The organism is Marinobacterium lutimaris, from assembly GCF_900108065.1.
Classification (GTDB): domain Bacteria; phylum Pseudomonadota; class Gammaproteobacteria; order Pseudomonadales; family Balneatricaceae; genus Marinobacterium_D; species Marinobacterium_D lutimaris.
Genome location: NZ_FNVQ01000007.1, coordinates 1 through 23,643 on the forward strand (window position 1 = coordinate 1; position 23,643 = coordinate 23,643).

At 57.9% G+C, this 23,643-nt stretch carries 25 protein-coding genes; 6 read left to right on the forward strand and 19 right to left on the reverse strand.

Annotation, left to right across the window (positions count from 1 at the left end; genetic code table 11):
* On the forward strand, positions 1–204 hold a 204-nt coding region (locus C4S72_RS22580), incomplete at its 5' end, for a 4Fe-4S dicluster domain-containing protein (protein WP_200826879.1).
* A 205-nt stretch (positions 205–409) separates the two neighbouring features.
* On the opposite strand, the gene C4S72_RS22585 is transcribed toward C4S72_RS22580, so the two are convergent.
* From C4S72_RS22585 to C4S72_RS22615, 7 genes are all read right to left on the reverse strand, one after another.
* Positions 410–1,561, reverse strand: coding sequence for an alpha-hydroxy acid oxidase (locus tag C4S72_RS22585; protein ID WP_104005473.1), 1,152 nt, complete (start codon positions 1,559–1,561; stop codon positions 410–412).
* A gap of 100 nt (positions 1,562–1,661) precedes the next feature.
* Entirely contained in the window at positions 1,662–2,915 is a 1,254-nt protein-coding gene (locus C4S72_RS22590) for a flavin-containing monooxygenase (RefSeq protein WP_104005474.1), read from the reverse strand.
* 367 nt (positions 2,916–3,282) lie between these two features.
* Positions 3,283–4,434: an acetylornithine deacetylase gene (gene argE, locus C4S72_RS22595; RefSeq protein ID WP_104005475.1), complete on the reverse strand. Its 1,152-nt coding sequence runs from the start codon at positions 4,432–4,434 to the stop codon at positions 3,283–3,285.
* 12 nt (positions 4,435–4,446) lie between these two features.
* Positions 4,447–5,121, reverse strand: coding sequence for a DUF1028 domain-containing protein (locus C4S72_RS22600; protein ID WP_104005476.1), 675 nt, complete (start codon positions 5,119–5,121; stop codon positions 4,447–4,449).
* Between the two features lie 88 nt (positions 5,122–5,209).
* The gene (locus C4S72_RS22605; RefSeq protein WP_104005477.1) at positions 5,210–6,025 is read right to left on the reverse strand and encodes an ABC transporter permease; all 816 of its coding nucleotides are present in this window, start codon (positions 6,023–6,025) and stop codon (positions 5,210–5,212) included.
* A gap of 1 nt (position 6,026) precedes the next feature.
* Positions 6,027–6,881 (reverse strand): ABC transporter permease, encoded by an 855-nt coding sequence (locus tag C4S72_RS22610; protein ID WP_104005478.1) that lies wholly within the window; start codon positions 6,879–6,881, stop codon positions 6,027–6,029.
* Positions 6,882–6,974: 93 nt separating this feature from the next.
* Positions 6,975–8,003: a polyamine ABC transporter substrate-binding protein gene (locus C4S72_RS22615; protein ID WP_104005479.1), complete on the reverse strand. Its 1,029-nt coding sequence runs from the start codon at positions 8,001–8,003 to the stop codon at positions 6,975–6,977.
* Positions 8,004–8,406: 403 nt separating this feature from the next.
* Here C4S72_RS22615 and C4S72_RS22620 point away from each other — a divergent pair, with 403 nt between their 5' ends.
* On the forward strand, positions 8,407–9,381 hold the full coding sequence (locus C4S72_RS22620; RefSeq protein ID WP_104005480.1) for a LysR family transcriptional regulator: 975 nt from the start codon (positions 8,407–8,409) through the stop codon (positions 9,379–9,381).
* On the opposite strand, the gene C4S72_RS22625 is transcribed toward C4S72_RS22620, so the two are convergent.
* The 12 genes from C4S72_RS22625 to C4S72_RS22680 form a co-directional block, all read right to left on the reverse strand.
* Positions 9,378–10,310, reverse strand: coding sequence for a 2-hydroxyacid dehydrogenase (locus tag C4S72_RS22625; protein WP_200826880.1), 933 nt, complete (start codon positions 10,308–10,310; stop codon positions 9,378–9,380). The genes C4S72_RS22620 and C4S72_RS22625 overlap by 4 nt on opposite strands.
* Positions 10,307–10,753, reverse strand: a complete 447-nt coding sequence (locus C4S72_RS22630) for a type II 3-dehydroquinate dehydratase (protein WP_104005481.1) — start codon at positions 10,751–10,753, stop codon at positions 10,307–10,309. The genes C4S72_RS22625 and C4S72_RS22630 overlap by 4 nt, the downstream gene beginning before the upstream one ends.
* Positions 10,754–10,783: 30 nt before the next feature.
* The gene (locus C4S72_RS22635) at positions 10,784–11,398 is read right to left on the reverse strand and encodes a glutathione S-transferase (protein ID WP_104005482.1); all 615 of its coding nucleotides are present in this window, start codon (positions 11,396–11,398) and stop codon (positions 10,784–10,786) included.
* A 22-nt stretch (positions 11,399–11,420) separates the two neighbouring features.
* Positions 11,421–12,425: an NAD(P)H-quinone oxidoreductase gene (locus C4S72_RS22640; protein ID WP_104005483.1), complete on the reverse strand. Its 1,005-nt coding sequence runs from the start codon at positions 12,423–12,425 to the stop codon at positions 11,421–11,423.
* A 78-nt stretch (positions 12,426–12,503) separates the two neighbouring features.
* Positions 12,504–13,658 carry an ABC transporter ATP-binding protein gene (locus C4S72_RS22645; protein WP_104005484.1) on the reverse strand — a complete coding sequence of 385 codons (1,155 nt, stop codon included), beginning with the start codon at positions 13,656–13,658 and terminating at the stop codon, positions 12,504–12,506.
* Between the two features lie 29 nt (positions 13,659–13,687).
* On the reverse strand, positions 13,688–14,113 hold the full coding sequence (locus tag C4S72_RS22650) for a RidA family protein (protein WP_104005485.1): 426 nt from the start codon (positions 14,111–14,113) through the stop codon (positions 13,688–13,690).
* A gap of 270 nt (positions 14,114–14,383) precedes the next feature.
* On the reverse strand, positions 14,384–15,415 hold the full coding sequence (locus C4S72_RS22655; RefSeq protein ID WP_104005486.1) for a TRAP transporter substrate-binding protein: 1,032 nt from the start codon (positions 15,413–15,415) through the stop codon (positions 14,384–14,386).
* Between the two features lie 172 nt (positions 15,416–15,587).
* On the reverse strand, positions 15,588–16,541 hold the full coding sequence (locus C4S72_RS22660) for a PDR/VanB family oxidoreductase (RefSeq protein WP_104005487.1): 954 nt from the start codon (positions 16,539–16,541) through the stop codon (positions 15,588–15,590).
* A 70-nt stretch (positions 16,542–16,611) separates the two neighbouring features.
* On the reverse strand, positions 16,612–17,673 hold the full coding sequence (locus tag C4S72_RS22665) for an aromatic ring-hydroxylating dioxygenase subunit alpha (protein ID WP_104005488.1): 1,062 nt from the start codon (positions 17,671–17,673) through the stop codon (positions 16,612–16,614).
* A 294-nt stretch (positions 17,674–17,967) separates the two neighbouring features.
* Positions 17,968–19,272 carry a TRAP transporter large permease gene (locus tag C4S72_RS22670; protein WP_104005489.1) on the reverse strand — a complete coding sequence of 435 codons (1,305 nt, stop codon included), beginning with the start codon at positions 19,270–19,272 and terminating at the stop codon, positions 17,968–17,970.
* The gene (locus C4S72_RS22675) at positions 19,269–19,817 is read right to left on the reverse strand and encodes a TRAP transporter small permease (protein ID WP_104005490.1); all 549 of its coding nucleotides are present in this window, start codon (positions 19,815–19,817) and stop codon (positions 19,269–19,271) included. The genes C4S72_RS22670 and C4S72_RS22675 overlap by 4 nt, the downstream gene beginning before the upstream one ends.
* Positions 19,818–19,834: 17 nt before the next feature.
* Positions 19,835–20,833, reverse strand: coding sequence for a TRAP transporter substrate-binding protein (locus C4S72_RS22680; protein WP_104005491.1), 999 nt, complete (start codon positions 20,831–20,833; stop codon positions 19,835–19,837).
* Positions 20,834–21,174: 341 nt separating this feature from the next.
* Between C4S72_RS22680 and C4S72_RS22685 the strand changes: the two genes are divergently transcribed.
* The 4 genes from C4S72_RS22685 to C4S72_RS22700 are packed head-to-tail and all read left to right on the forward strand — an operon-like array spanning position 21,175 to position 23,611.
* The gene (locus C4S72_RS22685) at positions 21,175–21,891 is read left to right on the forward strand and encodes an alpha/beta fold hydrolase (protein ID WP_104005492.1); all 717 of its coding nucleotides are present in this window, start codon (positions 21,175–21,177) and stop codon (positions 21,889–21,891) included.
* Entirely contained in the window at positions 21,888–22,343 is a 456-nt protein-coding gene (locus tag C4S72_RS22690) for a nuclear transport factor 2 family protein (protein ID WP_104005493.1), read from the forward strand. Before C4S72_RS22685 ends, C4S72_RS22690 begins: the two co-directional genes overlap by 4 nt.
* 54 nt (positions 22,344–22,397) lie before the next feature.
* Positions 22,398–22,754 (forward strand): protocatechuate 3,4-dioxygenase, encoded by a 357-nt coding sequence (locus tag C4S72_RS22695; RefSeq protein ID WP_104005494.1) that lies wholly within the window; start codon positions 22,398–22,400, stop codon positions 22,752–22,754.
* Complete coding sequence (locus C4S72_RS22700) at positions 22,754–23,611, forward strand: class III extradiol dioxygenase family protein (protein ID WP_104005495.1); 858 nt, start codon at positions 22,754–22,756, stop codon at positions 23,609–23,611. The genes C4S72_RS22695 and C4S72_RS22700 overlap by 1 nt, the downstream gene beginning before the upstream one ends.
* Positions 23,612–23,643: the final 32 nt, after the last annotated feature.

The following is a 23,643-nucleotide window of genomic DNA, read 5'->3' on the forward strand; positions in this document are numbered from 1 at the left end:
AACCTGCCGATCTTCGCAGAACCGGCGCAGCGCTACTGCCCGGCCGGGGTTTACGAGATCGTCGAAGAGGCATCAGGCCCGCGCTTCCAGATCAATGCGCAGAACTGCGTGCACTGCAAAACCTGCGATATCAAGGATCCTGCCCAGAACATCACCTGGGTGGTACCCGAGGGTAGTGGTGGGCCGAACTATCCCAATATGTGATCAGGATGAATAACCAACGAGGTATATTCGATTACACTGACTTTTCTGCGCTTTTGCTGGGTAATCTTTAACAAGAGGCAGATCGAGCTTTTATGGATTCAAGATACTAACTATCGCTGGAAGTAGTGCTTCTATCTCAACCTGTGTTTTTTGCCACAGAGCAACAGGTGCGCCGCTTCGAGACCCAAGTGTCGCTGAGCCTTGATTACTCAAGCCGACGGCTCAGCAGTATCCCCCGATCAACTGCGTTGATGTCAGTTCTGCCGCAGAATGCCATGGAAAGATCGAGTTCGTTTCGGATGATTTCCAGAGCTTGGGTAACACCTTTTTCACCCATCGCGCCGAGCCCGTAAAGCATTGCGCGGCCGATATAGGTACCTTGAGCACCCAGTGCGGTGGCTTTGAGTACGTCCTGGCCGGAGCGGATACCGCCATCAAGGTGTACCTCTACATCGTTTCCGACAGCAGCGACAATGGCCGGCAGGGCCGAGATCGAGGAGGGCGCGCCGTCAAGTTGGCGACCGCCATGGTTAGAAACAACAATTGCGTCAGCGCCTGCTTGGACCGCGAGACGAGCGTCTTCCGCATCCATTATCCCCTTGACGATCAATTTGCCGCCCCAGCGCTGTTTGATCCATTCCACGTCTGACCAGGACAGGGTGGGGTCAAACTGCTCTTCGGTCCACTCAACCAAAGAGGCGATGTTATCCACACCTTTGGCGTGACCGAGAATATTGCCAAATTGACGATGCTTGGTACCCAGCATCTTCAGGCACCAGTGCGGCTTGGAGGCGATATTGAGGATGTTTGTCAGAGTCGGCTTGGGCGGCACGGAAAGACCGTTCTTCTTATCCTTGTGCCGTTGGCCGAACACCTGCAGATCCATGGTGACCACCAGAGCAGAACATTGAGCCTGACGGGCACGCTCGATCAGATCCGCGGTAAAACCTCTGTCTCTGGTGACATAAACCTGAAACCAGAAGGGGTGGTATCCGGTGGCTGAGGCCACCGCCTCAATAGAGCAGATGCTCATGGTGGAGAGGGTGAAAGGGATACCGAACGCTTTTGCGGCTCGTGCCGCCAGTATTTCTCCATCGGCATGCTGCATACCGGTCAGCCCCGTGGGCGCTATCGCCACGGGCATGGCCACTGGCTGGCCCAGCATGGTTGTGGCGGTGCTGCGGTGAGTGATATCGCAGGCGACGCGTTGACGGAATTTGATCTGCTGAAAATCAGCTTCATTGGCTCTGTAGGTGGATTCTGTCCAGGAGCCGCCATCGACGTAATCGTAGAAAATGCGAGGTACACGTTTGCGTGCCAGGCGGTGCAGGTCTTCAATGCAGGTGATTTCGGACATAGATCAGCGACGCTCCAGACGGTAAAGGATAGAAAAATAAAAGCTGCTGAATCCGGTGGACGCAGCAGCTCAGGTGGTTAGCTATCAGTGGGAAAAAGTCTCAAGGCTTTTCGTAGTTCATGTAGCCGTTCTGAAGCACGATATGGTCGGCGATATATTTGGCATCGTGCCAGACACCGTAAATGAACGACGAAGCGCGGTTAACCAGGTTCGGAAGACCCAGGAAGTAGATACCGCCCTCTGCACTGATACCGCGCTTATGGAACGGCAGGCCATTCTCGTCAAAAGCGTTGTTGACCTGCAGCCAGCTGAAATCAAATTCAAAACCGGTGGCCCAGAGTACCGTCGTGATGCCGGCTGCCTTCATATCCAGGCTAAGAATCGGTTCCTTGATACATTCAGGGTCGTCCAACAGCTCCCAGGCCTCTGGCTCTTGCGGGAAAGGCAGGCCGTTCTGTTCGATGTAAGCATCGGCGTCACGCAGGACATCAAAATAGGCCTGATCCCCTGCGGCGATGTTTTTGGTCAGCCCCTCTTGAAACTCAAGGATGCCGTCTTTGTAGGCCTGAGTGATCCCCACCAGGTTGATACCCATTTGTGCAAGACGGCGGAAGTCCACGGTGCGCCCGCCTTCGTAACCGCTGACGGCAAAGGCGACGTGCTGCTTTTTAGGCTTGATGCGGACCTCATCCCAAAGGCCCAGCGCACCCAGCCACCAGACGTAGTCGCGGCCACGGTAAGAGCGGGGCGGGCGGTAGTGTTCACCCACCGACAGGTAGACTTTTCTGCCGGCCTGACGCAGCTCTTCGGCGATCTGGGTACCGGACGCGCCTGCGCCGACGACCAGTACAGCGCCTTGCGGAAGTTGTTCCGGGTTCTTGTAGGTCGACGAGTGGAGCTGATGGATCCCGCTCTCTTCAGGAACGATGTTCGGATAGCAGGGGCGCTGGAAAGGGCCGGTGGCAGCCACCACGTTATCGGCTTCGATCACACCCTCGGACGTGGTCACGGTAAAGCCGGGACGCCCTTCGTTGCGCACAACCTGGGTAACGTTTACGCCGGTGCGGATCGGCGCCTTGAGCATGGTAGCGTACTCTTCGAAGTAGTCTGCGACACGCTCCTTCGGCGGAAAAGCTTCCGGATCCACACCTTCAAATTTCAAACCAGGAAAACGATCGTGCCAGGCCGGACCATTGGCTACCAGAGAGTCCCAGCGCTCTGAACGCCAGCGCTCTGCAATCCGGTTCCGCTCCAGGACGATATGAGGGACGTCCATCTCGGTGAGGTGCTCGCTCATCGCGATGCCTGCCTGACCTGCACCAATAACTAAGGTGTTAATTTTTTCCGCTGACATTTGAAGTTCCTAAAAGTGGTAGGCCCTGATTAATTACGCCGACGTTTTACCGATCGACAGCCTGTCGACGACGCTCAGGAACCCTGACTGGATCTCGCATCGACCTTAAAAGTCTGAGCAAACCCTGAGCGGTTGAACATCACGCTTTTCGAAGCCAGAGCTTAGGAAAAAACAAACCGTCACTTTCGCGTCCTGTTTGGACAGAAAGCCACTTTTCCTTCCTGTGTCAGGCTTCGGTGTGTATTGCGTAAATCTCGTATCTATTTGTTAAGTAAAAAATATTTAAGCCGTTCGCTGGTTGAGCGACGCACAGGCACTAGGTATAGCCAAATAGACGCTTGGCTATCGGTAACGCTGGCTGGTTGGGTTAATGTGAACTCAGTGTCTGTATTAGCCGAGCAAGCATGGCGTCACAGGCATCCAGTTGTTCAACGCTGACGAACTCGTCGGGTTTATGGCCCTGATCCATGCTGCCTGGTCCGCAGATCACTGTAGGAATGCCGATCGCGTCGAACAGGCCACCCTCGGTACCGAAGGCGACGGTGGAGAACTCCTCTGATCCGCAGATTTTTGCTACCAGCCTCGCAGCCTCGCTGTTGGCATCGGTGACCAGTCCGGGATAGGCCGAAAGTTCCGCAAAGCTGATGCTGCTTTCCGCATCGACGGTGTGCATCTTCGGCAGCACCTGCAGCTCGGCATATTGCTCCAGCTGCTTGGCAACCTGCCAGGGATCCTGGGCGGGGAGGGCGCGAATTTCGAAGTCGAAGCGGCAGTCCGCAGGCACGATATTCAGTGCCTTGCCACCGTTGATAACCCCGGTCTGAACCGTTGTGAACGGCGGGTCGAAACGGGCATCGCACAGTTCAGGGGCGCGCAGCTCCATGCCCAGGCGGCCAAGCTCTCCGATCAGCTCAGCGGCGTGCTCGATCGCGTTAACCCCTTGAGGGGCATAGGCGGAGTGGCAGGCGGCGCCGTGTACATCGCAGCGCATGGCCAGTTTGCCCTTGTGACCCAGTACCGGTTTGAGCTCGGTGGGTTCGCCGATAATGCAGACCAGTGGCTTATGGGGACGCTTTTCAAGTTCGGACAGCATGGAACGTACGCCCAGACAGCCCACTTCTTCATCATAGGAGAGGGCGATATGCACAGGCTTGTTCAGCGGTGCCTTGAGCAGGGCGGGAACGGCGGCGAGCACACAGGCGATGTAAGCCTTCATGTCGGCGGTGCCGCGACCATAGAGCCGCCCCTCTTTTTCACTCAACGAGAAGGGGGCAACGGTCCAGTTCTGGCCATCCACTGGAACCACATCGGTATGTCCGGAGAGCACGATACCGGGTCGGTCATCCGGGCCTATCGTGGCGAGCAGATTGGCCTTGCTGCGCTCATCGTTGAAGATTAACTGGCACGACACATCGAGCTTGGCCAGGTAGTCGCAGACGAACTCAATCAGCTGCAGATTCGATTCGCGGCTGGTGGTGTCGAACGCGATCAGGGCCGAGAGGAGTTCTTTGCTGTTCATCGATTTGTCCCTCTACTCATCACCCGGAACGCCATAGCTTGGCGCTGAGGTGGGATCCAGTGCCCGGGTGATGTAGTCCTGCATCTGCGGCTTATAGTCTTCCCAGAGTTTGGCCAGCACTGCGATTGGATCTTCATCTGCCCAGTCAACGCGCAGATCGACTACTTGCCAGCTCACGCTGTCCACAATCTTCAGCGCAGCGGAGTGAACCGGGCCTGCCTCACCGCCAGCCGCCACCGCCGCCTGCATGGCGGCGATCAGGCGATCGCCTAGAGATCCTTTCGTGTTTTCAAAGGTGTCGACCAGCGTAGCGATAACTGCCTGATCGGCGAGCATATTGCCGGCGCCGACACACTGGATTCCTGTCACGGCGTTGTGGCATCCGAGGGTTTCGCTGCCGCTGAAGTGGGCCGCATTCCCCTGATTGTCGAGTGCGGTTACCTGGCGGTAGGCGCTGAAGCTATCGTTGCCAAGTGCCTTTTCAAGCGCCGCTTCCACCTCCAGGCCCCGCTCCATAGCGTTGAGTGTCTCCTGACCTAGAGCAGGCAGGGTGATGTTCTGCGTTGATACGGCACCGACACCAGCCCGCAGCCAGGGGCAGCGTGCGCCCACGGCGATACTGGATGAGCTGATGGCGATACCGATCTGTCCTGTTTCGGCGCAGCGGCCGACGATAGAAAATGTCATGACCTGTTTCCTTTGCGGCGCTGCCTGGCTCGTATTAACCAATTCAGGCAGCACCTGCTGTTACATAAATTGCTGCTTTGAGCCGCTGTTAACGGGAGGCGTCTACGTTCAGTACCCGTCCCAGTCCGAGGAACTTGTTTGCGAGGATCAGCAGCGTTGCGGTTACCGCGATATAGATCACCGACAGGGCGGCCAGGGTGGGGTCGGCAAACTCACGCACGTAGTTGTACATCGCGACGGGCAGTGTCTGAGTGTTCTGTGTGGTGACAAACAGTGACGCGGTGAACTCGTTGAACGACAGAATGGCCGCAAACAACCAGCCGCCAAACAGACCCGGGATCATCAACGGCACGGTAATGGTCCAGACCACTCGCAGCGGCGAGGCGCCAAGGCTTGCGGCTGCCTGTTCGATACGTTGTTCCAGGTTCTGCAGCGATACATAGAGGCTGCGCAGAACAAAGGGTAGCACCAGGACGATGTGACAGAAGATCACCAGCGGATAGCCACGGCCAATATTGAGCTGGGCGACCAGCATCAAAAGGCCCAGACCGATGGTGAAGTGGGGAATAAACAGTGGCGACAGCAGAATGCCCTCGAGCAGCTGCTTGAAGCGGAATTCGTAGCGGTTGATGGCGATGGCCAGGGTGGTGCCGATAACGACGGCGAGGGTTGAGGCCCAGGCTGTAACGATCAGGCCCGCGTAGAAGCCATCCTTGAAGTCGTCATAGGTCACTGCGCGCTCAAACCAGCGCAGCGACCAGCCCTTCGGCGGAAAGAAAAGTACCGAGGTGCTGCTGAACGACGAGATGATCACCACGATAGTGGGTAGCAGCACAAACAGCAGAATCAGTGCGACCAGCGTGCGGCCAGCATAGCCAAGCCATTTATCACGGGTATTGGTCATATCAATGGGCTCCTACTCTTTGCAGGGGTTGAGTCATCCGTTTGAACGCGGATAGCAGCAGGAACGTCAGGATCAGGCCGGCGATACTCAGTGCCGCAGCGAACGGGAAATTCATTGACGAGAACCCGAGCTGATACACCATCGTGGCGATGGTGCTGACCTTGCCTCCGCCGATCAGCTGCGGTGTCGCAAAAGCACTGAACGTCCAGGCGAAAGCCGTGGTGACACTGGCGATGATGCCAGGGATGGACAGTGGCAGTGTTACGGTAAGAAATGAGCGGATAGGTCCGGCGCCAAGACTGGTCGCGGCACGGGCGTAAGCCGGGTCAATATGGGAAAGGCCGGTGGCGAGCATCAGCACCATGATCGGCATGGTGACGTGGACGAGTGCCAGCACTACGCCGGTCTCGGTGAACATCAGTTGCACTGGTTGATCGATCAATCCGATACCGATCAGGGCACTGTTCAGAAAGCCGCTGTTACCGAGCACGATAATCCAGGAATAGGTGCGTACCACCTCGCCGAGAAACAGCGGCGTGATGGCGATGATCAGAATGGTGGATTTCAACCAGCCGCTGCGGGTTTTCACCAGCGCATAGGCGAGCGGATAGCTCATCAACAGGCCGAATAGAGCGGTCTTGAAACTCAGAGAAACCGTGTTGAGGAAGGCGTTGAAATAGACGCTTTTGAACAGATCCTCAAAGTTACTGAGCGTGAAGCCACCGACGTCCAGGGATCCGGGGATGTAGGCGCGCACGCTGTACTGCAGCACTGTCAGCATCGCGATCGTCAGGCCCAGTGCGGTCAGCGCTGAAGGCAGCACAAACCACGGGACAAAGGCGGGTTTTCGAGTCATAGGGGCTTCCGTTAAAAAGGCCGTTTAAGCAGGCCACTGGAAAATCGTGTCTTTGAAAGCGGTGCGAGGCGTTGCCTCGCACCCAACTGGCACTTAGTTCGCCATGATGTTTTCAGAGAACCACTTACGCCATTCGGAGGTTTTTTCTGCGCGCAGTTTCGGATCGGTGTCCAGGGTGGCATCCCACTGCTCAGCTGTTGTCAGCATGCCTGGCAGTTTGGCGATTTCCGGGTCAACCGTTGCGTTAGTGACAACCGGGCTACCACGGTTGATCTCGGCGATTTTCGCCTGGACTTCCGGAGACAGGGCGATGTCCATGAATTTGTAGGCAAGGTCAGCATGCTCGGTACCCTTATTGATACCCATCGCATCGATACCCAGAACCGCACCTTCTTTCGGCATCGCCAGCTTGATGTCTACGCCTTCCTCCATCATGTGGTAGGCGTTCATGGACAGCAGAACCTGAACGGGAGTCTCACCGGTGGCGATCAGCTGCTGGCTGTTGGCATCGTTGGTGTAGAACGCCTTGATGTTCGGAATCAGTGACTTGAGCTTGTCCTGCCCCGCTTCCCAGTGTTCGGCGTCAGAGCCTGCCAGTTTGGCGGAAACGGCGATGATGTGGCTCGGATCCCAGTCCGGCAGAGCCAGGGAGCCTTTCATCTCAGGCTTCCAGAGATCTTCCCAGCTTTCGAAGGTTTCACCTTCAGGTACCAGCTCCGGGCGGTAGCCGATGGTGTAGACGTAACCCCAGACGCCGATATGGTTCGGGCTGAGTTGTGCCTGGTGCACCAGGTTGCTGGCGTTCGGGATCTTACTCATATCCAGATCTTCGAACAGTCCATCATTGGTGTACAACCAGCCTACGTGGGAAGTGGTGAAGGTCAGGTCAGTTTCCGCTGTACCGGCCAGCTTGGCCTTATTCAGGCGATCGATGGTGCCGCCGGTAACGTACTCGACTTCTACGCCGGTCTGCTTGGTGAACTCCTGGCCGATCGCTTTATCGATCAGGTCCTTGAAGCTGCCGCCCCAGGTGCTGACGATCAGTTTGTCTGCCGCGCTGGCATTCGCTGCGGAAAGCAGGCTGGCACTTAACAGTGTCAAAGCAAGGGTGTTACGTAGCATATTGGTACTCCTACTGAGTGGTACAGCGGTTAGGTTATTTGGATGTTGCAATCTGTTTTTGTGCAAACAGTCGATGACCTTTCCAAGGAGCTCCCGCGGTATAAAGGCGAGACTCTTTGCTACCACGACTGCCCTGTTACGGGGCAAAGATCGTTGTGGCTTGATGTGGATCAATAATGGAATGGTGAGCCGCGTGGGGTAAAACAGGCTTTACCGTGCTACTGCGTCAGGATTTCTGATCCAAGCCCGTACTGCTGATCTGCCGGGTTTCTGGTACTCATTAATAACTGCATGCGCAAAGCAACAATGGAAACTCCTTTGCTTGGTGCGTTCTTTGCTTGCTGAGATGCGACAGCTGCTTGCTGATTTACGTCTTTTGCCCGGTTTGTTTCTGGAGTGCTTTATGCTCAGCCGTATTACCCAACGCCAATTAGAATATTTTGTCGCCTCTGGAGAGGCTGGAAGTATCCTCGGGGCTTCTGAACGTATTCATGTCTCGTCCCCCTCCATTTCCGCAGCCATCACCCATATTGAACAGGAGCTCGGTGTACAGCTGTTCATACGTCACCACGCCCAGGGGATAACGCTGACGGCGATCGGCCAGCAGGTGTTGAAAGAAGCCAAAATTATTCTCGACCAGGTCAATAACCTGTACACCATCGCTTCGGAATCGTTGAATACCGTGCGTGGCCCTTTGCGTGTGGGCTGTCTCAATTCGCTGGCGCCGATGCTGACGCCTGAGCTGGTGTATGGCTTTGGCCGGGCGTTTCCGGGGGTGCGGATCACCCAGACTGAAGGGGATCACGAAGAGCTGCTGTCAAAGCTGCGCAGCGCCGATATCGATATCGCCCTCACGTACGATCTGGTGAGCAGTGACGATATGGACTTTCAGCCGCTGGCGCAGCTGCCACCGCATGTGATGGTGGGTGAACACCATCCGCTGGCGACCATGAAGGCGGTGACGATGAATGACCTGGAAACCTATCCGATGGTGCTGCTGGATATGCCCTGGAGCCGGGAGTACTTTCTCGGGCTTTTCATGCAGGCGGGGGTGACGCCCAATATCGCCATGCAGTCCGGCAATCTGGATGTTGTGCGCTCGATGGTGGCTAACGGCGCCGGGTACAGCATCGCCAATGTGCGTCCCAAGGCCAATCTTTCCCAGGATGGCAAGCGCTTGATACGTGTACGTCTGGCGGGAGAGCACCGGGCGATGCGTATCGGTTATATCACGGCAAAAAACACCCATCTGTCTCGTGTCGTCAGTGCGTTTGCCGAGCGTTGCCGCATGTTTGTCTCTGACCAGTACATTCCGGGAATGACGGCGCCGAGCTTTTTCGACCCGCATACCGTGCGCAGCATCAAGGGCGTGGCTTAATAGCCGCGCCCCGGATCAACCTGATGCAATATGCTTTCACCCTGTTCCAGGCGCCGAATGTTATCCGCAATCTGCTGTGCAGCACTGGCGGGGATCGCCACTGAGGCCAGGTGAGGCGTGATCAGCACATTCTCCATCGCCCAGAGCGGATCTTCTGGCGGCAGGGGTTCACGGTCAAACACATCCAGTGTGGCAGCGCCAATTCGCCCTGAGGCCAGTGCCGCGGTCAGCGCCTGCTGATCGACGATTGCACCGCGGGAGACATTAATGAAACAGCTCCCCTCAGGCAGCAGCGCCAGGCGTTCGGCGTTTAAAAGTCCTTGGGTTTGTGGTGTCAGCGGCAGCATCACCACGAGGATATCGCTGCTGGCGATAAACCCATCGAGATTATCCATCCCGTTAACGCAGGTTAGGTTTTCCAGCTGCTTGGGCGAGCGTGACCAGCCGCGTACATCAAAGCCCTGACGCGCCAGTTCATTGGCGGCATAAGCGCCGAGTTCGCCAAGTCCCAGGACACCGACGCGGGTACTTGAGGGGAGGCGGGGATGCAGATAGTGCCAGCGGTGCTCTCGCTGCGCCTTTTCAAAGGCGGGAATATCGCGTGCATAGCGCAGTACGGCAAAGAGCACGTAGCTGGCCATCATTCGGCCCATGTCGGGGTCGGAGATGCGGGTGATCGGCACCGCAGGCAGATCATCACGGTTCACCAGCGAATCGACACCGGCACCGAGATTGACCAGCAGTTTCAGATTGCGGTAGCTGGCGAAAAAGCCATGCGGTGGTTTCCACGCCAGCACGTAGTGCACGCTCTCCGGGTCTTCCACCTGCTCTGGCGTGCAGATCCTCACCTCAGGGAGCAGCGGCGCGAGCAGCGCTTTCCAGTCATCGAAGCTATCTACCTTGCTATAAAACACCAGCGTTGAGGTCATGCCGGCTCCTCCAGCAGCTCAGCAACAGCGCTAAGGGCGAGACGATAGCCGCGCGCGCCGAGGCCCGCGATCACCCCGGTTGCCGCCTTGGAGACATAGGAGTGGTGGCGGAAGCTCTCGCGCTTCCAGACATTGCTCATGTGGGCCTCGATAATGGGGCCGTCAAAGGCGAGCAGGGCATCGAGTATCGGTATTGAGCTGTAGGTCAGGCCGGCGGCGTTGATGATGATGGCATCGCCGTTTAGGCGGGCTTCCTGAATCCAGTCCACCAGCACGCCTTCGTGGTTGCTCTGGCGAAACTCAAGATTCAGCCCCAGCTTCGCGGCATGCTGTTGGCAGCCTTCTTCAATGCTGGCGAAGCTCTCGCTGCCGTAGGTGCCGTTTTTGTCCAGCCCGTAAAGATTGGCATTGGGACCGTTAAGAAAGTAGACGGTGCGACTCATGGCTGCTCCAAAAGAGTGAAAGGTGGAAAATCAGACGAACGGACGGGTTGCCGCCATGGATGGCTGCTGATCGAACTTGGCAAACCAGAGCGCGGCTGCCGGGCAATCGCTGCGCCAGTCCAGTTCCGGAAAACGAAAGTCCAGGTACCCCAGTGCACAGCCGATCGTGATCAGGCCGATATCCTCTGGCTCCGTGCTGAACCGAGCCACCTGAGCTTCGATCTCGGCCAGTGCCGCACGGATCTTGATCAGCTGCGACTCGCGCCAGGTATGCCACTGTTTATCGGCGGGGCGGGCGACGCTCTCATAGCGGGCCAGCAGCGCCGCATCCAGCATTCCATCACCCAGCGCCTGACGGGTGAGGCTGGCCCAGCGTTGCGGTGCTGATTCGGGGAAAAGGGTGCCGCCTGCGTAGGTGTTCAGATACTCACAGATCACTCGGCTGTCGTAGAGTGCAATGCCGTCGGCTGTCTGCATGGCGGGCACTTTCGCCAGCGGATTGAACTCGGCGATCCGTTGGTCTCGCTCGACCGGATGGGCCGCCGAGTCGAGTTTCTCGATCTGCTCAACCAGGCCCAGTTGGTGGGCCGTCACCATGACTTTGCGCACGTAGGGCGAAGTCGATGCGTAAAACAGCTTAAACATGGTGGTTCCTTATTAGCGCCACTCAGGCGGTCTTAATGCTTAGCAGGACTTTGCCCACGTTTTCGTTGGCCTCAAGGATACGGTGGGCTTCGCTGGCCTGTGCCAACGGCAGTTGCTTATGCACCAGTGGGCGCACGGCGCCTGATGCGATCCAGGGCAGCAGGTGTTCACGAATGGCCCCGGCCAGTCGCGCTTTTTCTGGGTGGCTTTTAGGACGCAGCGTCGAAGAGGTGAGGCTGAGGCCTTTCTGCATCACCAACAGCAGATCGACTTCGACCTTGGCACCGAGCAAAAAGGAGAGACTGACGTGGCGGGCGCCAGCGGCCATGCAGCAGAGGTTACGCGCGACGTAGGCCCCGCCCACGTTATCCAGCACCACATCGACGCCACGGCCCTCGGTGCATTCCGCTACAACCTCAACAAAATCCTCGCTGTAGCGGTCGACCGCACGCCAGACGCCCAGCTTATTTAACGCGGCGATCTTTTCGCTGCCACCTGCAGTCGCAATGACTCGCGCTCCGGCGGCCTGGGCGCACTGAATGGCAAAGCTGCCAACGCCACTGGCGGCCCCGTGAATCAATAGGGTATCGCCCTTGTTCAGACGGCCCAGCTCAAACAGGTTGTGCCAGACGGTGAAGGCCGCCTCAGGAACGCCGGCGGCCAGTTGCAGCGAGAGTGTCTCTGGCACTGGCAGGCAGTGTTCCGCCTTGGCGGTGCAGTATTCGGCGTAACCGCCGCCGCTGAGCAGTGCCATCACTTTATCGCCAATAGCCAAAGTGCTGACTTCAGCCCCTACGGCGACGACTGTGCCTGATGCCTCAAGGCCGAGTATGTCGGTGACGCCCGCTGGCGCTGGCATACCGCTGCGCTGCATCAGGTCTGGACGGTTAACGCCGGCAGCTGCAACCTCAATCAGTACCTCATCGCTTTGCAGCAAGGGCAGGGCACGTTCGACCTGCGTAAGTACCTCAGGGCCGCCCGGCTCGGTTGCGATGATGGCGTTCATCATTTCGGGGAGTCGGCTCATGGTTTTGTTTACTCCATATGGGTGTGGATCCGCCTGCCAGCACGGCAGGCCGTCCGTGTGACGCGTGGCTCAACCGGGTCAGTTTGGCTGCGCCGCGGCAAAGGCGCAGACGCCCTCATCGTCAAAACTGAGCCCCGCCACTGATCCAACCGGCCAGCGACTAAGGGCGTTGAGTCCGGACTGGCGCACAAACAGCCGCGTATCGCCAAGCGCCGGCACGTCCAGATAAATATCCACGTGATCCCCCTGGAATACATGGGTCACGACGGTGGCGCTGAGCAGTGATTGAGGGCCCAGCGTATCCAACTGAATGTTTTCCGGGCGTACGTAGATATCCAGGCGGTCGCCGACATCGGCCTTAACCCGTTCGCTTGGCAGTCGGAACTGGCTGCTGCTCAGCTCCAGCGTGGCTTGGTCGCTGCGGCTCGAATAACGACCGGGGAGGATATTGACGTCGCCAACAAAGCTGGCGACGAACGGATCTTCCGGCTTTCGATAGATGGAATCAGGGTCGCCAATCTGGCGAATATGCCCGGCAGACATCACCACGACACGGTCGCTCATGCTCAGCGCTTCGCTCTGATCATGGGTGACGAAGACGGTGGTTACGCCCAGTTTGCGCTGGATCTCCTTGAGCTCGATCTGCATCGACATACGCAGGTTTTTATCCAGGGCGGAGAACGGCTCATCAAGCAGCAGCACTTTGGGCCGAATCACCAGAGCACGAGCCAGCGCCACGCGTTGCTGCTGGCCACCGGAAAGCTCGCTGGGCTTGCGCCCGCCGTAGCTCTCGAGCTTGACCAGCGCGAGAGCCTGGGCGACGCGCTCTTCGATCTCCGCTTTGGGCACGCCGCGCATGCGCAGGCCATAGCCCACGTTCTTCGCCACGGTCATATGGGGGAACAGCGCATAGTTCTGGAAGACGATGCCTATCTCGCGCTGGTAAGGCGGGGTATCGGTGACCAGTTGACCGTCGATAAAAATCTCACCGGTATCGGCCTCGGCAAAGCCGGCAATCAGGTTGAGCAGTGTGGTCTTGCCGCAACCGGAAGGGCCCAGCAGGGTGATGAATTCACCCTCCTGTATCTTTAAAGACACCTTTTGCAGCGCGATAGAATCGCCAAAGCGTTTCAGTACACCGTCCAGTTGAACCGCGGGTGTGGTTCTACGTGCCGATGAGTGAGCGTCAACAGTGGTGTCAGAGGTAAATGCAGTTGCCTGTGCAGAGGTCATGGGCGCTCCAGTAAAAGAGAAAAAGGGCGTCAGGCCGGCGTGTAGTCATCCGGTACAACAGCGATTACGTCGATCTCCATCAGCCACTCGGGTTGACCGAGGCCCGCGACCACAAGGCCGGTAGAGATCGGGAAGACCCCCTTGAGCCACTTTCCGGTCTCGCGGTAAACCGCCTCGCGATAGCGCGGATCGGTGATGTAAGTGGTGGTCTTGACGATATGGGAAAGCTCAGAGCCTGCTTCTTCCAGCAGTTGCTTAACGTTTTTCATCGCCTGCTCAGTCTGAGCTTGCGGATCACCCAGACCCACCAGGTTACCTTCGAAGTCGGTGCCGATCTGACCGCGCACATAGATGGTGTTACCGGCCCGTACCGCCTGGCAGAGATCGTTATCCAGCGACTGGTTTGGGTAGGTGTCCTTGGTGTTGAACATGCGAATACGGGTATGGGTGGGCATAGCTCTTGACTCGTTGAGATTGATTCAAGTCAAGCTTCACATCGCTAGGCGAGAGAAGAAATGAGCATTTGGCGGGGTAGTGATTAGGAAAAACCGAAGCTTGATCGGCTGCCCGCATGGGGCCTTGTTTATGGCGTGTTTTACGGGAGGACGGTTGGAAAGTGTTGGTTTGTAGAGCGTGATCTGCGGTAACAAGCTTTGCTTTAGGCGGGAACTGGGCGTTTGGATGTAGAAACCGGCAGGAGTGTTCCTGCCGGTTTAAAGGCTCGTTTACTCGGTCGGGCAGCTGTTGCTCAGCTCCAGCGCACGGGCGTAAACCTGGCGGCCTGGCAGGCCTTTCTCTTCGAGGGAAGCCAGGTAGCTCTCGGTGGCTTCATCCAGCACCGGTTTCCAGGCCGGGTTTTCGGCGCCGCCTTCAACGGTGTAGATCTCGTCGCCAGCGTCCAGCGCCTGTTGGCGGCCGGTATCGTCGGAGTTGTCGTAGTTAACACCGGCGATCTTGGCCCAGGCCTGGCCTGAGGCGTGGTCAATCACCTGTTTCAGATCATCCGGCAGGCCGTTGTAGACATCTTTGTTCATGGTGGCGATGAACGACAGGGAGTACAGACCGCCCACTTCGGTGTGGTAAGGGGTCAGTTCGTTCAGGCGGAAGGAAAGCTGACCTTCCCAGGGGAACATGATGCCGTTAATCACGCCACGCTGTGCGGATTGGTAGGTTTCCGGAGCCGGCATGCCGACCGGCTGTGCACCCAGACGGGAGAGCATGTCGCCCACCACGGTGGTCGGGCGGCGGATGCGCATCCCTTCGAGATCGGCCGGTACCTTAACCAGCTTGTCGGTGGAGTGCAGGTGGCCCTGGCCGTGGGTGAAAAAGAACAGCGGGTGGGTATCTTCATACTCGGAGGCGATCAGGCCTTCATCGTACAGGCTCTGCAGTACGCAGGAGCCCTGCACGGCGGTCTTGACCACGCCCGGCAGTTCGACAACCTGAGTCAGAGGGAAGCGGTTGGCGGAGTAACCCTGGACGGTAGCGGTCACGTCCATGATGCGGTTTTTAACCGAGTCGTACTGGGCAGCCGGCTTGGCCAGGGTGCCTGACGGGTAGATCTCTACCTCGATGCGACCGTCGGACTCTTTCTGCACCTGGTCTGCCCAGGGCTGGAAGATGTTCTTGTGGGTGCCGGCCACGGCGGGCCAGATATGGCCGAAGCGCAGGGTGACGTCCGCGGCCTGAGCCTGGACAGCGCCCAGGGTCAGAGTAGCGGTGGTGGCGACGGCGGCAGCAAGCTGTGTCAGTTTCATTCGTTGATCCTGTTTATTGTTATAGAGCCCTGCTCAAAAGGTGTGAGCGATCGGGCGCGTTGTTGTTATGGGGTTGTAATTGTGGGTTGTCGTTATCGGTTGAAGTCACTTTAAGCATGGGGGCTTAAGGCTGCATGAACAGCTTCATGCTTTCCTTAGATATCCAATGCTCTCAAATATCTAAAACAAGTCGTTTGCTTTTGGCGCGCGAGCAGCAAGGTGCGAACTCCTCGTTGCTGGCATGTTCCGCGGGTGTCATGAACACATCGCGGTGATCCGGTTCCCCTTCGAGAAGGCGCACGGCACAGGTGCCGCAGACGCCCTCTTCGCAGGAGAAGGGTACATCCATATCCTTCTCCAGCAGCACTTCGAGCACCGATTTGTCGGCCGGTATCTCGATCACTTCGCCACTGCTGGCGAGCTGTACCTCAAAGGCGCCGTCGTCATCGTGATTGATCGCCTCGGCGGCGAAGTATTCGCGATGCAGCTGGGTATCGCCCCAGCCGGCAGCCTGGGCAGTCTCCAATACGTGGTCCATGAACGGATTGGGGCCACAAACGTACAGGTGAGTGCCCGGTTTAGGGGAGGCCAGCAGTGCGGCAGCATCCATGCGAGTGGATGGCTCGTCGCGACTGTGGTGGAAGCTCACCCGGTCAGCAAAATCCGATTGCTCAATGCGTGTGCGGAATGCGGTCTGCTCGGCGTTGCGGGTGCAATAATGCATCTCGAACGAGGCGCCCTGATGGGCCAGGCGCTCCGCCATGCAGAGAATCGGCGTGACGCCGATACCGCCGGCGATCAGCAGATGATGCTCGGCGCTGTGCTCCAGCGGGAAAAGGTTACGCGGCTCGCTGATCTGCAGCGTATCGCCCGCATTGACCTGGTCATGCACGGTGCTTGAACCACCGCGGGATTCGGGATCGCGCAGTACGCCGATCTCATAGCGGTGGCTCTCGCCGGGGTGATTGCAGAGGGAATACTGGCGCACCAGCCCGCCCGGCAGGTGCAGGTCGATATGTGCACCTGCGCTGAAGCTCGGCAGCGCGGAACCGTCCGGCCGGGCCAGTTCAAGCAGGCAGATATCGTCGGTTTCGTAGCGTTTACTGACGACCTTTACATCTATCACAGCACTGTCTCCTGTCCCGACATGCGGGCGGGCTTTTTTCTAGTTATATAGCCGATCCTGGCAGCCAGCGTCAGGCGCTGACGCTGACGCTGGTGATCTTGCTGTCCTGCTGCTCTTTTTCCAGCAGTTTGTCGATGATTCGGCGCGCCTGAACGCCTCCAGAATCGATGTCGAGTTTGAGCAGATTGCGCTCGGGGAACTCGAGAATGTTGCGCTGCTGGCGCTCCAGCATCTCCAGGTCTTCGGAGAAGATCTGGCCCTGGCCTTGGCGGATCTGGTCGGTAAGCGCACTGTCTTCCGGCTTGAAGTTGCGCGCCATACCCCAGAAGTACCAGTGGCTGGTCTCGGTTTCCGGGGTGATAAAGTCGACCACGATGCTGCTGGCCTTGTGCTGGGCCTCGGCCTCGTAACCGCCGTTGCCGGCGATGGCGACACCCACCTCGATCATCACATGGCTGGGTGGGTTGAAGCGGCAGATCTGCCAGCGGTCCACATCGGCGTCAGCATCCAAGCCGTTGGCTGTAAGCGCAGCCTGCCAGAAGGGCGGAGCCTTGATGTTTTCCATATGGCGTACTGTCTGCACCTCACCATCGACCAGCTTGGTTTTGACCGGTGCCTCGTCGATCTCTTTCTGGCCGATGCTGGTGGAGTGGACGTAGGTCTCATGGGTCAGATCCATGAGGTTATCGATCATCAACTTGTAGTCGCAGTTGATGTGGTAGAGGCCGCCACCGTAGGCCCATTCGGGATCTTCGGCCCAGTGCAGCACGGGGATATCGTCGGTGTTGGCCAGGCTTGCATCGCCGGTCCAGACCCAGACAAAGCCGTAGCGCTCTTCAACGGGATAGCTTTTGACGCAGGGGAACCCGCCTACGCGCTGTTTCGGCATGGAGAGTGTCTTGCCGTCCGCGCCCATCTTCAGGCCGTGGTAGCCGCAGACCAGTCCGCCATCTTCAACATACCCCAGAGAGAGAGGTGCGCCCCGGTGGGGGCAGAAATCCTGAACGGCGCCGACCTTGCCGTCGGTGTTGCGGAAAAATGCGATACGTTCGCCACAGATCTGTCGGCCGAGCGGTTTCTCGGCGAATTCATCGGGTGTACAGGCCACGTACCAGCAGTTCTTGGTGAACATGACAGACTCCTTCGATTGGTGTTTCTTGTATTTATGTATCCAACTTGAACCTATATTGCCCCATCTACCGAAGAAAAGGCCAGAATGGATCCATAGTAATTAAGTATTAGGTATAAATTTTTTAGTTTGGTGTATGAGAGAGTTGTTTTGGATCCAATAGGTGGCGCTCTCGGTGGAGTAACGATAGTTCAGAACCGATAAAAAGGCAGAAAAAAGCCGGACTCTAGAGTCCGGCCGGAAAGCTGCATCCCGAATTACCCGGGGCAGGGGAAGGTATATTTATCCGCTGGGCGATCAGTTCATCATGGTGTCCGGCAGTATCAGTGCGATCTGCGGGAAGGCCACCAGCAGCACCATGGCCAGAATCATCACCAGCCAGAACGGTATGATGCCGGAGAAGATATCCTGCAGGCGGATATCCGGTGCCACCGATTTCACGATAAATACGTTGATGCCCACCGGTGGGCTGATCAGCCCCATCTCCAGCGCCAGTACCACGACGACGCCAAACCAGATCGGGTCGAAGCCGAGGCTAGAGATGACCGGGAAGAAGATCGGCATGGTCAGCACCAGCATGGAGAACCCTTCCAGGAAGCAGCCCAACACGACATAGCAGGCGAGGATCAGGCACAGAATCAGGATCGGGCTTACATCCAGACCGGTGAGGAAGTGCCCCAGGTTCTGCGGAATATGGCTCAGTGCCAGGAACGGGTTCAGCAGATGGGCGGCTATCAGGATGATCATCACCGTGGAGGTGGTGGTGAGTGTGCTCTGTGCGGCGCGCCAGGTCGCTTTAAGACTCAGCTTGCGCATCGCCATTCCGAACACGATCGCCAGGCCCGCGCCCACGGCTGCGGCTTCTACCGGGGAGAAAATACCGGTGTAGATACCGCCGATGGTCAGCAGAATGATCATCAGGATCGGCACGGCGCCCAGCAGCCCGTCGCCTTTTTCGCGCCAGGTGGTTTTCGGGCCCGCCGGAGCGCTTTCCGGTTTAAGGTAGGACTGCACGAAGATCCAGGCGATAAACAGTACGCAGAGCAGTATCCCCGGCAGCACGCCAGCCAGGAACAGGCGGCCGATCGATTGTTCGGTAAGAATCGCGTAGATCACAAAGCCGGTGGAGGGCGGGATCAGAATACCCAGGGTGCCGCCTGCAGCCACGGCGCCGGCCGACAGCTTGGGCGAATAGTTGAAGCGGCGCATCTCCGCCAGAGACACCTTGCCCATGGTCAGCGCCGAGGCTACCGAGGATCCGCAGAGCGCTGCAAAGCCGGCGCAACCGATGACCGTGGCAGAGGCCAGACCACCGCGGACGGAGCCGATCAGCGCGTAAGCCGCATCGTAAAGTTTACGGCTCATGCCGGTTTCGGTGGCGATGTTGCCCATCAGGATAAACAGTGGGACAACGATCAAATCAGCGTTGGAGGCCAGGGTAAAACTTTCGCTGGCGAGCACGCTCATGGCCGAGGTGCTGCTGTCCAGGATGGTGATGCCCACCAGGCCGACAACGGCGATGGCAAAGGCCACAGGGATGCGCAGTACCATCAACAGCAGGAGCGCCAGGATGCCCAGCGCACCAATAATTTCACTACTCATTTATTGACCTCGTCATTCATCTCTTTATTCACCCCGTTATCCACGTCTTGGGCGACAAACAGAGACAGCAGGCGGTTGAGGCATTTCAACAGCAGGCTAAGGGCGGTCAGCAGTGCAAAACCCGCCAGGGCGTACTGGAAAGGAGCTTTTTCGAGACCAAGAATGTTGGTGCTAAGCCCGAGCATCTGGGAGATCTCGGCAGCCTCGATCACGGTGTAGCCGATCGCGGCAAATAGCAGTCCGCCGATCAGGTGCCCCGCAATGTCGAGGAGTCGGTTCATCATTGGCGGGAACATTCTTTCGAACAGGTCTACTGCGATAAAACCACTGTTCTTCTCGCAGTAAGCCATACCACCAAAGACGATCAACACCATCGCCATCTGAGTCAGGTCCTGAGAGCCTGACAGGGGAGAGCCGAAGAATCGGCCGATCACGTCCGTGAGGATAGTCAGCAGCACCAAAAGCAGCACTGCGGTGGAGAAAATGCTGGACAGGCTGATAAGCCTGTCCGTCATCACGATTAAGGGTTTTGTAAGCGATGCCATAGCTTTGATTGTCCGGCTTAGTGCTTGAGCATGGCGTCGAGCACGGCTTTACCGCCATCGATCTCTTCCAGGCTCTTTTCGACAAACGGCTCGGCGATTGCGCTGAACGCCTGGACCTGCTCCGGCGTCAGGTCGACAACGGTGGATCCGGTATCGGCGCGCAGGCGATCCATGGTTTCACCGGCCAGCTTGTTCCAGGCCATCTCGCCGCTTTTGGAGAGTTCTCGACCGCTGCTTGCGTCGATGGCGGCCTTCTGTTCGTCGGAAAGGCTGTCGTATTTCTTCTGGTTCATCACCAGGTAGAACATGATGTGGCCAAGGGGCGCACCGACGGTGTAGGAGTTGGCCACCTCATCCAGCTTGAAGTCGTTGATCGCGCTGGCGCCGGTGGCGACCCCGTCGATCAGCCCAGTCTGAAGTGAGTTGTAGATCTCGCCGGCGCTCATCTGTACCGGGGTAGCGCCATAGGCTTCGATCAGTTTGCCGGTCATCGCGCCGGAAACGCGGATCTTCAGGCCCTTGAGATCTTCCGGTGAATGGATCTCCTTGTCTTTCATGATCAGCACATTGGGTTCGCTGACCCAAAGTGCCAACGGCTTGGTGCCGGGAAACTCGCCTTTCAGCTCAGAATCGTAAGCGTTCCAAAGCATGTCATAGCCGCTGGTGCCGTCCGGGATAACGCCGGGCAGCTCTACAACCATCGATTTCTTGAATTGGGATGAGGTATAGCCAGACAGGCCCCAGGTGATGTCGGCCACGCCCTGCAGCGCACGTACATATTGTTCCATCGGGCCGCTGCCGAGCTCACCGCCGGGGTAAACCTTGATGGTCAGGTCGCCGTTGGTGCGCGATTCGACCTGCTCTTTCAGCGGATCGATGATGGATTTGTTGAGTACATGGGTAGTGGAAACAAAGTGGGCCAGCTTCAGCTCTTCGGCGGCCTGACCTACGTTAGCGGTCAGCAATGCTGCGCTGGAAGCAAGACAGAGAAGGGCTTTACGCAGAGATAGGTCCATTGAGGTGGCTCCTGTGTTTTTGTAGTTGTCAGGATGGGGCGTCTAGGGTGAGGCTCCCGGCATAAGAGGCCGGTTCTCATTCACAGCTTTGCGCCTATTTTCGAGCCTACTCTCTGGAGGTTAGCAATAACCAATGCAAAAACATCGATCAGATATACGTTTTTCCTATTTGGCGTAGCGCGGTCGCGGTTAATAAGAAAAATGAATAGCGCCGATGGGGAAAACTATTGGTCCTCTGGCGTATCGCGGTGACAGTATGGAAAGGCAGCGGTGCCAGAATGGAAACAATGAAGCAGGGCCCGCGCGTTGGGTCGATGAATTGAACAGGACGAGGGTTGGGAATGCTTCCTCAGATGATGTTGCTGCCGGGGCTGATGTGCGATGGCGCGGTTTGGACAGAACAGGTAAAAGCGCTGGCGCCGATGATCGATTGTCAGATCGCAGATTACGGCATGGCCGACAGTATCGAAGCAATGGCGGATCTGGTGCTGGCGAGCGCGCCGCAGCGGTTCGTCCTTGCAGGGCACTCCATGGGCGGTCGCGTGGCGCTGGAAGTGTGCCGTAAGGCGCCGGAACGCGTAAGTCATCTGATCCTGATGGATACCGGCTACAAACCCCGCGCCGCAGGCGAGGCGGGCGATAAAGAGCAGGCGGGCCGCTTTGCACTGCTGAACAAGGCTCGGGAAGAGGGGATGCGTGTCATGGGCCAGCAGTGGGTTCAGGGCATGGTGCATCCCGAGCGTCTAGACGATCAGGCTCTCGTCGAGGAGATCCTGGCGATGATCGAGCGCAAAACGCCGGAGATCTTCGCTGCTCAGATCAACGCATTGCTGAATCGCCCCGATGCCACCCCGGTGCTGGAATCGCTGAGCTGCCCGACGTTGCTGCTGTGCGGTCGTCAGGATAGCTGGAGCCCGCTGGAGCGGCATGAAGAGATGGCGGAACTTGTGGCCAACGCCCAGTTGGGCGCTATCGAAGACGCCGGCCATATGAGCACCATGGAGCGCCCTGATGAGGTGTCCGCAGCGATCAAGCAGTGGCTGGAGACCGAGCTATGAGCGATCTGGATCTTCTGCAGTTGCTCAAGATTGAGCGCGATCTGACTCGGCTGGTGCTGGATGCGGCGCATTTCGCCGACAGCCGCGAGTTCCGGCAGTTGGCGGAACTGTTTGTGGAGGAGGGCGTGCTTTACCGCCCGACGGCACCGGAAAAACCGCTGCTGGGTCGCGAAGCGATCTTCGAATCCTACAACGCCCGACCCGAACACCGTTTGACCCGGCATCTCTGCAGCAACTTCCGTATCGATATCCAAAACGCCGAAAGCGCACGGGTGCGTTGCTATGCCCAGGTGTTTGGCGCCGACAAACGTGAAGATGCCGGCGATCACCTTGGACCTCCGGCGGAGGCGAAAATCATGCTGGGTGAATTCGATGATCTCTGTGTATTCGAAGCGGGCCGCTGGCTGATCGCCGAGCGTCGGGCCAGCTTTACTCTGCATCAACCCCTGTAAACGCAGGCTGCTTTTAAGCAAAGAAAGCAACGCGTTTCAGTTTCGGAGCAAACCATGTCAGCAGACCAGGACCGCTGGGGAATACCCGGTACGTACGTGTTCGACCTGAATTTATCCCGCAAGGGATATGCCGTGAACAAAATGTGCAACTCACTGCGTTACGCCGAAAACCGCGAGGCTTATCTCGCCGATGAAGAGGCGTACATGGCACGTTACAACCTGTCAGAGGAGCAGAAGCAGGCGATCCGTGATCGCGACTGGCTACAGCTGACCCGCCTCGGCGGCAACCTGTTCTTCTTTCTCAAGCTAGGTGCCACGGTTGGGCACGGACTCTATCCCATCGGCGCTCAGATGCGCGGTGAGAGTTACGAGGATTTTCTTAAAACGCGCAATGTACCGGAGGCAACCTGATGGCGAAGATAGTGGCAGGTATAGGCTCTTCCCATGTGCCTTCAATTGGCCGGGCCTACGATCAAAACAAGCAGGCAGACCCAGCCTGGCAGCCGCTGTTTGACGGCTATGAGCCGGTCAAACGCTGGTTGGAAGAGGAGGTGAAAGCCGATGTGGTGATCCTGGTCTACAACGACCACGGAACCGAGTTCTTCCTCGACCGTTACCCTACCTTTGCCCTGGGCGTGGCGGATAGCTACCAGGTGGCCGATGAGGGTTATGGCAAGCGGCCGCTGCCGGACTTTCCGGGGGATGCAAACTTCTCTGAGCATTTGGCCAACTCGCTGGTGGCGGATGAGTTCGATATGACCCTGTGCCAGGAGATGGCGCTGGATCACGGCTTCCTAACCGCCATGCCGCTGCTCTGGGAGCCGGGCGAAAATGAATGGCCGGTCAAAGTGGTGCCGCTGCTGGTGAACGTGATTCAGCACCCGCTGCCCACCGGACAACGCTGCTTCAAGCTTGGCCAGGCGTTGCGACGTGCCGTGGAGTCCTACCCCGAGGATCTGCGTGTGGCGATCGTCGGTACCGGCGGCTTGTCTCACCAGCTCAATGGTGAGCGCTTTGGCCTGATCAATGAGGAGTGGGATAAGGCCTGGCTGCAGAACATCCAGGACGACCCCAAGGCGCTGGCGCAGCTTTCCCATAAAGAGGTGATGACCGCCGCGGGTGCTGAAGGTGGCGAGGTGATCATGTGGCTGGTGATGCGCGGCGCGATGACAGAGCAGGTGAAAGAGAGGCATCGCTTCTACTACGCACCGATGACCACCGGTATGGCGGTGCTGGCGCTGGAGAACGAGGGCAACACCCCGGCCTAGCCGGGGTGTTTGAGCGTTAGAAAGTAGCGTCG